The organism is Mucilaginibacter sp. P5_A6, assembly GCF_056400585.1.
Window position 1 is genome coordinate 409,654 of sequence record NZ_JBFUKZ010000002.1, and the last position, 14,091, is coordinate 423,744.

12 protein-coding genes are annotated in these 14,091 nt (G+C 42.2%); 3 read left to right on the top strand and 9 right to left on the bottom strand.

The features are described from left to right. Window positions 1–116: 116 nt before the first annotated feature. The 5 genes from nagA to rplM form a co-directional block, all read right to left on the bottom strand. A complete protein-coding gene (gene nagA / locus AC1DO4_RS03815; RefSeq protein ID WP_477413136.1) occupies window positions 117–1,238 on the bottom strand; it encodes an N-acetylglucosamine-6-phosphate deacetylase in 1,122 nt (373 codons plus the stop codon). A gap of 254 nt (window positions 1,239–1,492) precedes the next feature. Then, the gene (gene tsf / locus AC1DO4_RS03820) at window positions 1,493–2,344 is read right to left on the bottom strand and encodes a translation elongation factor Ts (protein ID WP_477413138.1); all 852 of its coding nucleotides are present in this window, start codon (window positions 2,342–2,344) and stop codon (window positions 1,493–1,495) included. Between the two features lie 161 nt (window positions 2,345–2,505). Next, window positions 2,506–3,372 (bottom strand): 30S ribosomal protein S2, encoded by an 867-nt coding sequence (gene rpsB, locus AC1DO4_RS03825; RefSeq protein ID WP_477413140.1) that lies wholly within the window; start codon window positions 3,370–3,372, stop codon window positions 2,506–2,508. Between the two features lie 18 nt (window positions 3,373–3,390). After that, the gene (gene rpsI, locus AC1DO4_RS03830) at window positions 3,391–3,777 is read right to left on the bottom strand and encodes a 30S ribosomal protein S9 (protein ID WP_477413142.1); all 387 of its coding nucleotides are present in this window, start codon (window positions 3,775–3,777) and stop codon (window positions 3,391–3,393) included. A 26-nt stretch (window positions 3,778–3,803) separates the two neighbouring features. Further along, complete coding sequence (gene rplM, locus AC1DO4_RS03835; RefSeq protein ID WP_477413144.1) at window positions 3,804–4,241, bottom strand: 50S ribosomal protein L13; 438 nt, start codon at window positions 4,239–4,241, stop codon at window positions 3,804–3,806. A 397-nt stretch (window positions 4,242–4,638) separates the two neighbouring features. Here rplM and AC1DO4_RS03840 point away from each other — a divergent pair, with 397 nt between their 5' ends. Next, entirely contained in the window at window positions 4,639–5,925 is a 1,287-nt protein-coding gene (locus tag AC1DO4_RS03840; protein WP_477413146.1) for a BamA/TamA family outer membrane protein, read from the top strand. A 100-nt stretch (window positions 5,926–6,025) separates the two neighbouring features. Here AC1DO4_RS03840 and AC1DO4_RS03845 read toward each other — a convergent pair whose 3' ends face one another. Further along, the gene (locus tag AC1DO4_RS03845; RefSeq protein ID WP_477413148.1) at window positions 6,026–6,436 is read right to left on the bottom strand and encodes an SPW repeat domain-containing protein; all 411 of its coding nucleotides are present in this window, start codon (window positions 6,434–6,436) and stop codon (window positions 6,026–6,028) included. A gap of 313 nt (window positions 6,437–6,749) precedes the next feature. On the opposite strand from AC1DO4_RS03845, the gene AC1DO4_RS03850 reads away from it, so the two are divergent. After that, window positions 6,750–6,881: a hypothetical protein gene (locus tag AC1DO4_RS03850; protein ID WP_477400920.1), complete on the top strand. Its 132-nt coding sequence runs from the start codon at window positions 6,750–6,752 to the stop codon at window positions 6,879–6,881. Between the two features lie 186 nt (window positions 6,882–7,067). On the opposite strand, the gene AC1DO4_RS03855 is transcribed toward AC1DO4_RS03850, so the two are convergent. Both AC1DO4_RS03855 and amaB read right to left on the bottom strand, forming a co-directional pair. Beyond that, window positions 7,068–8,711, bottom strand: a complete 1,644-nt coding sequence (locus AC1DO4_RS03855; RefSeq protein ID WP_477413150.1) for a S8 family serine peptidase — start codon at window positions 8,709–8,711, stop codon at window positions 7,068–7,070. Between the two features lie 24 nt (window positions 8,712–8,735). Then, window positions 8,736–10,277, bottom strand: coding sequence for an L-piperidine-6-carboxylate dehydrogenase (gene amaB, locus AC1DO4_RS03860; RefSeq protein WP_477413152.1), 1,542 nt, complete (start codon window positions 10,275–10,277; stop codon window positions 8,736–8,738). A gap of 241 nt (window positions 10,278–10,518) precedes the next feature. Between amaB and AC1DO4_RS03865 the strand changes: the two genes are divergently transcribed. Further along, window positions 10,519–11,922 (top strand): tetratricopeptide repeat protein, encoded by a 1,404-nt coding sequence (locus AC1DO4_RS03865; protein ID WP_477413154.1) that lies wholly within the window; start codon window positions 10,519–10,521, stop codon window positions 11,920–11,922. 255 nt (window positions 11,923–12,177) lie between these two features. Here the strand turns inward: AC1DO4_RS03865 and AC1DO4_RS03870 are convergent, their stop codons facing one another. Further along, a complete protein-coding gene (locus AC1DO4_RS03870) occupies window positions 12,178–14,091 on the bottom strand; it encodes a TonB family protein (RefSeq protein WP_477413156.1) in 1,914 nt (637 codons plus the stop codon).

Consider the following 14,091-nt stretch of genomic DNA (forward strand, 5'->3'; position numbering starts at 1 on the left):
TTTGTTAATAATAGAAATAGATGGAACTTGCTTTTGTGGATATCATGAATTGATAAAGCTTTGTTCATATGTGCGTAGTTCGCCAAAAATAAAGAATAAAAATCAGTGTTAAAATTTTATGTTGTCTTTGTTAAAAAAAGGCCTTGTAAAATGGTGCCTTCTACCTCAAAATCAGTGTTAAAAATAACCAGGTCGGCATCAAAACCCTTTTCAACTTTGCCTTTTTTTAGTTGTTTTGCCAGTTGTGCCGGGTATAACGAGGCCATATTAACGGCTTCGGCCAGGGGAATACCCACCTCTTTTACACAATTTTCCACAGCCTTTAGCATAGTAAGGCATGAGCCGGAGAGTGTTCCATCGGGCATGGTATACCTGTCGCCCCTTAGCTCATGTTGATAAGTGCCTTCTTTGGTAGAAGTTACAGCATCGGTAATCAAAAACAATTTATCACCCAGCTCACGCTTGGCAAGGCGAATCATCGCAAAATCAACATGAATGCCATCGGCTACGATGCTGGTAAACGGGCGTTCCTCAAAAATAGCTGGGATATAGCCCGGTTCGCGGTGGTGCATCTGCGGCATGGCATTAAATAAATGCGTAACCGCCTGTATGGGTTTGTTTAAAAACGCTTTTCCCTCGGCATAAGTAGCATTGCTATGGCCTGATGAAATGATAATGCCCTGGCTATGCAAATAATCAATCACTTCCTGGTCTTGCAGCTCGGGTGCTATGGTGATCATTTTTATTTCACCTTCAGCGCGCTCCACCCAGCCCTTAACTTCTGCAAGGGTAGCTTTTTTGATATATTTTTCGGGATGAGCGCCCCTTTTTGCTGGGTTTAAATACGGCCCCTCCAGGTGCAGGCCCCAGAATGCGCCCCTGGCCTTTTTGCGGTATAATTTAGCAGCCTCAATTCCCGCCTCAACAATTTCATTGGTATTGGTGCCTATGGTGGCAAAAACGCCTATAGTTCCCTGGTTTAACAGATCGCTTTCCAGGCGTTCCAATGCTTCAACAGTTGGCGTGCCGGCAAAAAGCTTTCCGCCGCTGCCGTAGATCTGCAGATCGATGAAACCGGGAGCAAGATATGAGCCGTTAAGATCCTTCTTTTCTGCATCTGCAGGTATGGCGGTTTCATCAATAACATCAATGATCGATCCGTTTGAAATTAAAACGGCTTTACCATGGGCAATTTGCCCGTTTGAAATGAGTTGGAGGTTGTGAAGTGCTGTTATCATGTAAGCAGTTTTATCCTATACGTGATTACGATGAACGGAGGAGACGACTCACCCCGACATCGCTTTGCTCGTCTGCCCCTCTCTCCGGCTGCGCCGCATAGAGGGGCGGAAAAGTTTTTGTTTTTCTCAACCCTCTTTGCGCGAAGCGGAGAGAGGGTGGTCGGGCGTAGCCTCGACCGGGTGAGTCGTCGTCGACATCTGAAACAATATTGCAAAAAAAATCCCCCTCGTTTTAAACGAGGGGGATAAAATATTTAAGCTCCTAAAGCTACCCGCTTAAAGGCGGTTACTGTAAGGCCTTTTTCAACGGTGGCCAGGAACTGGGCAACGCTTTTTGATGAATCTTTTACAAACTCCTGGTTTAACAGGGTTGAGTCTTTATAAAACTTGTTCAGTTTACCTAAGCTGATCTTCTCAACCATTTCTTCTGGTTTACCTTCAGCACGGATCACGTCTTTAGCAATCTCCAACTCACGCTCAATGATAGTAGCATCAACACCATCTTTATCAACCGCGATAGGGTTCATAGCTGCAATTTGCATGGCAACATCTTTACCTGCTTCGTCGGCACCTGCGGGGTTTGAGTTTAAAGCTACCAATACACCTAAACGGAAGTTACCGTGTACGTAAGCGATAACTTTTTCGCCGGTGATGATCTCTAATTTAGATACACCGATTTTTTCGCCGATTTTGCCGGTTTTGTCGATAATAGCATCACCAATAGTAATAGTGGTGTTTTCGGTATCAATTGAAATAGCATAAAGCTCTTCGATGCTTTTTGGTTGGTTTTCAACGGCTTTGTTAGCAATTTCGTTAGCGAAAGCAACAAACTCAGCGTTTTTAGCTACGAAATCAGTTTCGCAGTTAAGTTCGATGATAACACCGGTTTTGCCATCAGCAGAAGTGCGTGAAATAACAACGCCTTCGTTTGATTCCCTGTCCTGACGGCTTGCTGCAACCTTAGCACCTTTTTTTCTTAAAAAATCGATAGCTGCTTCAAAATCACCGTTAGTTTCGGTTAGTGCTTTTTTGCAATCCATCATACCGGCACCTGTTTGTTGGCGCAGTTTATTTACGTCGGCTGCAGATATTTGTACTGTAGACATTTTTTTTGAGTTTTAAGTTGTTTGTTATAAGTTGTAAGTTAAAGGCAAAATTAATTAGCTATTATAACCTGCAACTGTTTTTAATATTAAAACTATGGGTTGTAAATTGTAGATTATAAAAAACTTATAACTCACAACCTACAACCCACAACTAAATTCGATTACTCTTCTGTTTCGGCAGCAGGAGCTTCAGTTTCAGCGTCGGCTACAACGTCTGCAACTTCGGCAGTTTTCCTGGTTCTTTTACCGCCTTCGTTTTCACTACGGTCTTTTACTTCAGGAGCATCAGCTTTAGCTTTCGCGGTAGCTGCTTCTTTTTCTGCTTCGTCTTCTTTCTCGCGTTTGCGCTCATCCAAACCTTCTTCAATAGCTTTGATGATAATGCTGGTGATCAATGAAATTGATTTTGTAGCATCGTCATTCGCCGGAATAGGGAAATCGATGTTTGAAGGATCGGAGTTGGTATCAACCATAGCAAATGTAGGGATGTTCAACTTCAAAGCTTCTGAAACTGCGATATGCTCTTTCTTAACGTCGATAAGAAATAATGCTGCAGGTAAACGGTTCAGATCAGAGATACCTCCTAAAAGGGTTTCTAATTTGATACGCTCACGTTGTATCATCAGTCTTTCTTTTTTAGAAAGGTTGCTGTAAGTACCGTCTTTAGTCAATTTATCGATGTTTGACATCTTTTTGATCGACTTACGTACGGTAGCAAAGTTGGTTAACATACCACCCAACCAACGCTCGGTGATGTAGGGCATGTTTACGCTTTTTGCATAGTCGGCAACGATATCTTTCGCTTGTTTCTTTGTAGCTACGAATAATACCTTACGGCCTGATTTTACAATTTGTTTGATAGCTGCAGCAGCTTCTTCAACCTTGGTTAAGGTTTTATTTAAATCGATAATGTGGATGCCGTTACGCTCCATGAAAATGTACTGTGACATTTTCGGATCCCATTTACGGGTAAGGTGACCAAAGTGTACACCTGCATCCAGTAAATCCTGATATGTTGTTCTTGCCATTGTGTTGTCCTCCTGTGATTAACGTTTACTGAATTGGAATCTCTTACGTGCTTTTTTACGACCTGGTTTCTTACGCTCAACCATACGGTCATCGCGGGTCATGATACCTTTAGCGCGTAGTGAAGGTTTCTTTTCAGGATCCAGTTCAACAATGGCTTTCGCAATAGCTAAACGAACGGCTTCTGCCTGTCCTTTTACACCACCACCTGCAACATTTACTTTAACATCAAATTTTCCGGCTGAACCAGAAACCTCAGTGCTCTGAGTTACGATGTACTGCAATGGCAATGTTGGGAAGTACTCTTTGTAATCTTTACCGTTAACGATGATCGCACCATTTCCTTCTGAAAGGTAGATGCGGGCAACGGCTGTTTTTCTTCTGCCTGAAGTGTTAGTTGTTGGCATTTTTTTTCTCCTTTAAAATTAAAAAGTTAAATGGTTGTTGGGTTTTGTGCTGCATGAGGATGCTCAGTACCTGCATATACATACAGGTTACCAAATAACGCCTTGCCCAAACGACTTTTAGGTAACATACCACGCACGGCTTTTTCAATTACGCGTGTTGGATGTTTTGCCATTAACTCCTTAGGAGAAATGAAACGCTGACCACCTGGATAACCAGTGTACGAAACATAAGTTTTGTCACTGAATTTGTTTCCGGTCAACTTTACCTTGTCTGCATTGATAACTATTACATTATCACCGCAGTCTACGTTCGGGGTGAAATCTGGCTTGGTTTTACCACGAATGATCATTGCGATCTTAGTGGACAAGCGCCCCAAAATCTCGCCTTGTGCGTCAACAACAACCCATTGTTTGTTAACGGTTTTTTTGTTGGCTGAGACAGTTTTGTAACTTAACGTATTCACTTGCTTTAAATTAAATTGTTTAAACGTTTATTATACCCCGCATTTTCGGGACTGCAAAGATACAGCTATTTGTGTTATTAGCAAATAGTTTTACGGAAAATTTATGCATGCAGATATAACGATACGAAAAGCTATTTGGGGTGATTGGCATACCTACTGTATTTCTTAACCCGCCTTTTGGTGACACAACAGCGCCATCGCTGAAAATCAACGCTAAAAAGCGTTGTGATGGATTTTTCTGCGTTGCCGTTGATATGACCAGGTGTTGCGGTTTGTTTTACCTGTTGGGAACGCAACAGCTTGAACAATATTTAAAAACTTTTGCCTCCCGACTCTTTTTAATTATCAAACCGATGACATATATTAGCGCTGAACTCTAATTAATTACCCTAAATTGATGTCACCCATCTGCAGGTTTGCGCTTGGCGTATGTGTTTTTGCTTTAAACTCAATTGCGCTATCTGCTCAAACCCAGGTAAGTTTAGATGATTCTTTAAAAACGCAAAGAGATGCCAACGGGTATTTAAATTCAATTTTCAGCAGTAAAAAAACAGAGGAGGCCGATACCAGCCTCGAAGAAAAGAATTTCTTTTGGGCTGTGCTACCCTCGGCAGCTTATAATCCAAGCGTAGGCTTTGCAATCGGCGCAACCTCGGCAGCCGGTAAATACTTTGGCGACAGGCATAATACCATTCTCTCGGTAATGAACGCGGGTGCGTACATTTCAACCAATGGCCTTTCAACACTCGAGTTTAAACACAATGCGTTCACCTCAAAAAATATGTGGAACCTGCAGGGTACGTTGCAGGTAGGTAAAACGATAGCTAAAGATAATGGCCTGGGTACCGGCAGGCGCAGCGTTGGTGATGGCCCATTCCACATGGGTGAACTGCATTTTAGCGATAACCCCAATGAGTTTCCGATAAGATATACCTACCTGAAAATAAACGAACGCATTTACCGCAAAATAACAGACCATATTTATGTGGGCGCGGGCCTCAGTTTTAACTTTTATAATAACATTGATGATAACCGGAAAAATATCCCGGTGGAGGATACGCATAATTACAGGTACAGCATTCGCAAGGGGTACAATCCTTTTAAATATAATGCCAATGGGGTTTTAATAAACTTTCAATACAACAGCCGCGATCAGCCAAACCGCGCGTTTAAAGGCATTTACGCAGATGTTATTTTGCGGGCTAACCAAACCTGGCTGGGCAGTAATCATGCCGCGGTGCAAATAAAAGCCGAATTGAGGAAATACTGGAGCCTGAGCGACACCGACCCCGAAAATGTTTTTGCCATTTGGCACTGGGCCAATTACCTGCTTAAAGGATCGTTACCGTACCTTGAACTGCCGGGTACCGCCAGCGATGCCTATGGTCGCATAGGTCGCGCCTTTATTATTGGCAGGTTTAAAGGGCCATCTTTTGTATATAATGAGGCAGAATACCGGTTTCCGCTAACGGCTAATAAGTTATTAAGCGGGGTTGCTTTTGTAAATGTGGAATCGGCCAATAACCAGCGGGATATTAAGCTGTTCAGGTATTGGGAGCCGGGAGCCGGCTTTGGCTTAAGGCTGTTGTTTAATAAATATACCCGATCCAACATGTGTTTTGATTATGCCCGGGGCAGCTATGGCTCCGGCGGCTTTTTTTTAGGGCTCAACGAGGTGTTTTAAAAACAGCCTGTTATTACGCAGTATTTTACCATAAAAGCCGGGGCAAAAACAAAAGGGGCGCAAATTTTGCGCCCCTTTTTGTTTTATATCATGTAGCTGATTATATTGAATCTGTTGAAGTAAATCCACCTTCTTGAAGCGGTTCCTGGTGCCTTTTAAGCAAAGGCGATCCCTCGGTGAAAATACCCATGATGAATAGCAGGCCACCAAAAATAACCTGTGGTATCCATAATTTTGAGCTAAAATCATAAACCCAGGGAGAACACATCAGGAATGAACCCATAATTACATCATTTATATTATGCATGCTCATTGGAAACACTTTAATAAAGCCCAGCTTGTTATCGGCAAAAATAGCCATGATCAACTGTAACCAGCCTACAATTAATGGCAGGAATAAAGCCGCGCCGCCAATATGTAATGTATCAAACGTCCACAGTGTTGAAATCAGTAACAAGGCTACTGCATAGTTTAAAAATGCATAAAAGGTTGTTGGAATAAAGCTTTTCATTTTTTAGCGAATTGTTGTAATGTATCTGTTATTTATATACGTGTATCAAAAAAACGTTGCAAAGCTAAGCATTTATACAGGTTTTCGATATTTAAAATCACGCTGAATGCTTTTTATAGCTTAAAACAATTACCTTTAATTAATTGCTGTAATAATTGGCCAAAGATAGGCGTTTTTAAAATTAAAGCAATCCATTTTCTTCTTAAAAACCGGCACTACAAAAGAGGGCCTGTTAATCATCCGCAAATACAATATAATACCCGGGCTGCAATACCAGCAAGCCTGCATAATTAACATCTAAAACTATAAGATCATGAGCAAGGACAGACAAGCCGTAAAAGAAAAAAAGAAGCCAGCAGCCGAAGGAAGCAAAAAAGCGCCATCTGATTACCAATCGGGTAAAAAAGACGCCGTAAAACCCATTGGCGGCGATAAGAAAAAGTAATTTTTTGGACGAAGGACGTTCGGACAAAGGACTTTCAGACTTTCGGACAAAGGACGAGGGATTTTCGGACGAGGGACTTTTGGATAAAGGACAAAAGATATAAAGCTATTTAAAGTCCTTTATCTTTTGTCCTTCTGTCTTTTGTCCGAAAGTCTGAAAGTCCGAACGTCTGAAAGTCCAAAAAATCTATTTCCTTTCTCCCCGCATTGTTGAGGCAATTTGCAGCGCTTTATATGCATTTACAATGCCGCCGGTTTTGCTCAGGGTAGTAAAGTCAACCTTCTCGGTTTTGGAGCCGGGTTTGTAAACCATAGTACCGGTTAATGGTGTGGCCGATGCCAGGATAACCTGTTTTAATTGTTTTGAACTTAATGTTGGATAATATTCCAGCACCAAAGCTGCAATACCCGCGGTTATTGGCGATGAAAAGCTTGTGCCGTCCTCGGTATTAAATTCGGCATCGGTGTCAATAGTAGTTACTTTAACACCAGGTGCAAAAACATCCACCATTTTTTTACCATAGTTACTAAAATCTCCTGCAAGGTGGTCGCCCAAATGTGAGCCCGAAGCGCCAACATTAATCAGGTTATCAGCATCGGTAGCTGATCCGTCAAGAAAAAGATCGTTGGGGTAATCAGTGTCCTTATCCATATCGTCGTTATCATTCCCGGCGGCTAATACCAGCAATACATCTTTTGAAGCGGCGTACTTTAAAGCCTCATCAACCCATTCTTTATGCGGCGATATTTTTTTACCAAAACTCATGTTAATGATCTTTGCACCATTATCTACCGCGTAATGTATGGCATTGGCAACATCCTTATCATATTCATCGCCATTAGGTACTGCTTTAATCGCCATAATCCTTACGTTATCAGCAACGCCGTTTATACCATAATTATTCCCGCGAACAGCACCAATTAATCCGGCTACTCCTGTACCGTGTGATGCATCAGCAAACTTTAAAAGGTTGTTGCCATAAGGTTTATGATCCAAGCTATCTACATTATCACCAACTATTCTTTTGCGCGATTCCAGGTCGGGCGATAAGTTGTTATTGAGCTTCTCCAGGTATTCGCTTAAATCTTTAATAATGGCAGCATTTGTTTTGTTGCCACCCTCCTGCGAAAATATAGTAGCCCATACATATTTGCTTTGGCTTAAGGTATCGTTTGTTGTTTTGATCCTTACAAGGTCGGCTTCTTTAAAAGTGCCGTTTGCGCCTATACTAAGCGCTTTTTTGATGTATCCGCTGGTTGCCATCAAGGCGTTCATAATAGGCTGTAACTGTGCGGTTTCTGTCTGCGATTTATTTATGGTAGTATCATAAACGGTTTTAACGCGCTGCCAGTAAGCAAATGCTTTTTTATCAGTTGCCGTGGCTTCAGTCATATCGGCATATTTGCCTTTAAGTTTGTTGTACTCGCGTACTTCTTCGGTAGTTTCATTAAAATCAGCTTTACCGCCTGCGCCGCCTAAAAAATTCCAGCCATGTACATCGTCAATATAACCGTTATGGTCATCATCTATGCCGTTGCCCGGAATTTCTTTTGTATTTACCCATAAAATGCTTTTCAGGTCATTTTGCAGGGTATCCACTCCGCTATCAATGGTAGCTACTACAACAGTTTTGCTTTTTTTACCTTTTACATAAAGATAAGCAGGTTTTAAGCTGATACCGAAGTAACCATCTTCCTTAAGGTCCATTAGTTGCCAATGCCTTGGCGGGTCGGGTTCGGGCTTAGGCATTACCTGTGCCGATACCAGTTGATCAATTGTTAATGCTGCGAATAAAAAAGTGCAGGTAATGTATGAGCGGAAATTAAACATGTATAAATATTAGTAATAAAAATTTTAGAGGTCGAATTTGATCCCCTGGGCTAATGGCAACGTTTTTGAATAATTAATAGTATTGGTTTGTCGCCTCATATAAACTTTCCATGCATCAGAACCGGATTCGCGGCCACCGCCGGTTTCCTTTTCGCCGCCAAAAGCGCCGCCTATTTCTGCGCCCGATGTACCGATGTTTACGTTGGCAATTCCACAGTCAGAACCAGCATAGGATAAAAATTGTTCTGCCTCGCGCAAATTATTAGTCATTATGGCCGATGACAGGCCTTGCGGTACACTATTCTGCAAATCGATAGCCTCTTCAAGCGTGGTATATTTTATGAGATAGAGGATAGGCGCAAAGGTTTCGTGCTGTACAATTTTAAAGTGATTTTCAACCTCGGCAATACATGGCTTTACATAACATCCGGATGCATAAGCATTGCCTTCCAGCTTACCGCCTTCAACTACAAATTTGCCGCCTTCGGCCTTGCATTTTTCTATTGAATCCAGGTAAAGCGCCACGGCATCATGATCAATCAGCGGCCCCATGTGGTTATGCTCATCCAGCGGGTTACCTATCCGTATCTGCCCGTAAGCGCTCACCAGTTTTTGTTTAAAAGCTTCGTAAACACTCTCGTGTATAATAAGCCTGCGGGTACTGGTACAACGCTGCCCTGCGGTGCCCACGGCACCAAATACAGCGCCAATGAGCGACATATCCAGGTCGGCATTTTCGCTGATGATGATGGCATTATTGCCGCCCAGCTCCAGCAGGCTTTTGCCTAACCGGGCGCCCACGGCCGCGCTCACCGCCTTACCCATGCGGGTTGAACCAGTGGCCGAAATGAGTGGTACGCGTGTATCATTAGCCATCAGCTCGCCAATATTACGATCGCCGATGATGAGGTTTGATACCCCTTCTTCAATATTGTTTCTTTTAAAAACCTCCTGTGCAATGTGCTGGCAGGCAATGGCGGTTAAAGGTGTTTTTTCTGATGGTTTCCAGATGCAAACATCGCCGCAAACCCATGCCAGCAGTGCATTCCAGCTCCATACTGCAACCGGGAAGTTAAAGGCCGAAATAATGCCGACAATACCCAGTGGGTGGTATTGCTCATACATACGGTGCTCCGGTCTTTCTGAGTGCATGGTTAAACCATACAGCTGCCTGCTTAATCCTACCGCGAAATCGGCTATATCTACCATTTCCTGTACTTCGCCCAGGCCTTCCTGCAGACTTTTACCCATTTCATAGGATACCAGTGTACCCAGGTCATGCTTATTGGCACGCAGGGCCTCGCCTATCTGGCGTACTATTTCGCCGCGCTTTGGGGCAGGGGTTTGGCGCCAGGTTTTAAATGCTTTGGCAGCTTGCTCAATTACCTGGTTATAATCACTTTCGGTAGCAAATTTAACCGATGCTATCTTTTGGCCGTCAACGGGCGATGTAACATTTTTTATGGCTGCATCGCCACTGCTGCCCCAGTTGCTCCCGGTACTAAAAGCATCATTAATATCGTTTATATGTAAACGTTTTAAAATATCTGTAATATCAAGGCTCATAATCGTTACTTTTGTCAAAGGTAGAAATCTTTAAGGCAATTTTTTGATCACCCCGCCCATTGCCTGCTAATTGATTGTCATTAATTATCAAGGCTTTGTAATTAACATCTGTTAAAAATGTGCGAATGTTGAAAACTAAATTGTCGATTAGACGCTTTATTGTCGTATTTTCAACTTAATAAGTCTTTACAAAGCAATATCAATTGTTAACCTAAAGCGGATGTTCTGCAAACAAAATTGAATGGAAGAAGAATTTGAATTTGGTTTTACCGAAGATCCAAAGTTTTCGGTAGAGCGGTACGAGGAGATGATCCGCAATCACGACCAGTACTTTTTTGATGCCCAGGCGTTTGAGAACATTATCGACTATTACATCGAAAAGAATGATCCGGCCAGAGCACTGCAGGTGGCAGAGTACGCACGTAACCAACACCCATTTGCAGCAGTTTTTTTAATTAAACAGGCCCAGTTGCTTGTAGTAGGCAACAAAGTTCCCGAAGCCTTTGCCGCTCTTGAAAAGGCCGCTATGCTTGAGGCCTCTGATGCCGATATTTATATTATACGGGGTAACCTGTACGAGAGCATGGAACGGTTTGGTGAAGCTTTGGAAAATTATGAAAAAGCCCTTGGCCTTGCCGAAGAAACAGATGAGATATTACTGCACATTGCCTACGTTTATCAAAACATGGGCGATTACGATACTGCCATAAGCTACCTTAAGCTTTGCCTTAAGCAAAATATGGAAAACCAGGATGCCCTGTACGAACTGGCTTTTTGCTATGATGTAATGGACAACCAGCAGGAGAGCGTGCAGTTTTATCAGCAATATATTGATAACGAGCCTTACAGCTACGCAGCCTGGTACAACCTTGGCAACGCTTATACTAAGCTAAGTTTGTTTGAGAAAGCAATTGATGCTTATGATTATGCCATCCTGATAAAAGACAGCTTTGCATCAGCCTATTTTAATAAAGGTAACGCATTGGTTAACCTGGAGAAATATGCCGAAGCAATTGAAGTATACCGCCACACCTTTGAGTATGAGCAACCTAATGCTGATACTTATTGCGCTATTGGCGAGTGCTACGAAAAGCTGGAGCAGATGGATGATGCCCGCGCTTTTTATAAAAAATCGGTTAAAATGGATCCTAAACTGGCTGATGCCTGGTTTGGGATAGGTGTTACACTTGATTTTGAGGAACGTTATTTCGAGGCCCTGCACTTTTACAAAAAAGCGCTCGATCTTGATATTGCCAATGCCGATTATTGGTTTGCCATTGCCGATGCTGAGTATAAGCTGGGCCACATGACCGAAGCTGAACAGGCTTATGAAAAGGTGGTTGAGCTAAACCCCCTGGATATTGATGCCTGGCTTGATTATTCGTCTATATTATACGAACAGCAAAGACTGGTAGGCGCTATCGAGATCATCTCGCAGGCGATAAAGAATAACCCCGAAGCGGCAGAGCTTTATTATAGAATGGTGGCTTACCTGTTTGCCAAAGGCGAATATAATGAGGCACTTAACTACCTGGAAATGGCATTGACATCCGATCCGGAGAAACATTATATCCTGTTTGACTATCTGCCTCAGCTACAAAAGAACAAAGTAATAGTTGATATCATTAACAGGTATACGAAGTAGATGTGGAGGCTTCAGATGTGCAGATTATAGATGTGCAGATATGCAGATGAGGAGCTGCCAATGATTGATATTAAATGAAAAAAAGCAGATGGAAATTATAATTCTATCTGCTTTTTTTTTGACCCTGACATCTTTCATCCTCATCTTTACGCCTTAAAAGTCACCTGCAAAATCATTTGCACATCTGAAATCTGCACATTTGCATATCCGACTTCATCTGCACATCTGTAATCTGCATATCTGCACATCTGTTACTTAGCTCTTGTTGTTCTTTGTGGTTATTACAATCACGCCGTTTTTGCCTTTATCGCCATAAAGGGCCGTGGCGCTTTTGTCCTTTAAAACGTTAATGCTTTTAATGGTATTTGGATCCATCAGCTTAAGCTGCAGGTCAGTTATGGGGTTGTTGTTGAGCACATACAGCGGTTTGGAATCGGTAGTAAAATTATTGCATATAAGCGATTCTTTGTAAGTAGCAGCAGTATCCCGCACGTTACCCATTTTATTTTCTGTTGATTTTGCCGGCTTTTTATCCTCGGTAAGTTTAAAGCTAATTGGTATGCTATACTGCACCCTTACTTCGGTATCATTTTGCTTACCGGGAGTCCAGTTTGGCGAGAGTTTGAGTACCCTAACCGCTTCTTCATCCAAATCGGCACTAACACCCCTTAAAATTGTTATGTTAGATAATGAGCCATCGGTTTCTACAATAAAGGTACATATCACCCTTCCCTCTATCCCTTTTTCCCTCGCGCTTTTAGGATACCTGATGTTGGTGCTTAAAAATTTGCCAAGCGCCTCAATACCGCCCGGAAAAGCAGGGAGTTCCTGTACCGAACTATAAACCTTGTTCGCTGCCGGTGTTTGTGCAGCTTCGTCCAATTTAATGCTATCAACATCTAAAGTGAAACTTATAGGAACAGTATACTGTGTTCGTACTTTTATTCCGTTTTGTACACCGGGTTTCCATTTAGGTGAAAGCTTAAGCACGCGAACCGATTCGGCATCTATATCGGCACTAACACCTCTTAAAATTTTGATGTGTGATAAAGCTCCATTATCTTCAACAATAAAGGAACAAATTACCCGGCCTTGTATTTTCTTTTCCCTTGCGTCCCGAGGGTACCTTATGTTAACACCTAAAAACCTCCCGAAACCTTGAACACCTCCCGGAAATTCAGGCAATTCCTCTACCGAAGAAAATACCTTGCCAGTATCAGGCTTATCGCTTGTCTTAATAGCTGTAATCGGTTTATTGTTGCCGGGCAGTACAGCAGAAAGGTCTGTTTGCAACGCCGGTGTTATAAATATTTCCTGCGCCTTATCATTAATAGCTGTAAAAGTTTCACTGTTATTAATAGTTGCCGATGATAAAATAAGCATCAGTATAAATAACGGCGCCGAAAGGCCGTATTTGATAAGCGAGATTCGCTGCGATTTATTTTTTTGTAACATGATAATACGTTGTTTTAACAAACTGTTGTTAAAAAACGGATTTACCAGCCGGTGGGCCGGCGCATTAAATGTTTGCTTCAATAGCAGCAGTGCATAATCGGCTTTACTGGTACCCGCCTGCACAGCCTGCCTGTCGGCAATGTATTCGTGAATGTGTTTGATAGAAAACCGGTACAGGTAAACTATCGGATTAAACCAGTTGATGATCATTACCATTTCAATCAACAATACATCGGCCGAGTGCCATTGCTGCGCATGCACCTGCTCATGCGCTTCAATTACTGCATTATCGGGATTGCTTTCATCCAGTTTTATTTGCTTAAAAAATGAGTATGGTACAGCTGCTTTGGGCATCCGCATCACCTTACGCAGTTTATATAACTGCCAGGTAAGCTTTGCCGATAAAACCAATATTCCGCTTAAATACAAAATGGCCAATATTTCGCCCATATTAATATGCCTGTCGTCTATGGGCTTAAAATGGTACTCTATTACCGGGATGCTATAAATAGTATATTTTACCTGTTGTGTAATAAAAAGGTTTTGCACCCAGTTTGACTGGATAACCGGTATAATAAACGACAATAGTGCCGCCGTTACCAGGTAAACGCGGTTAAGCTGAAAGAAGGTTTCCTTTCGCAGCAATAAAACATAAAACACATAAAACAGCACCAGGTAAATATTTACCAGTAATAAATATTGCCACCAATTCAT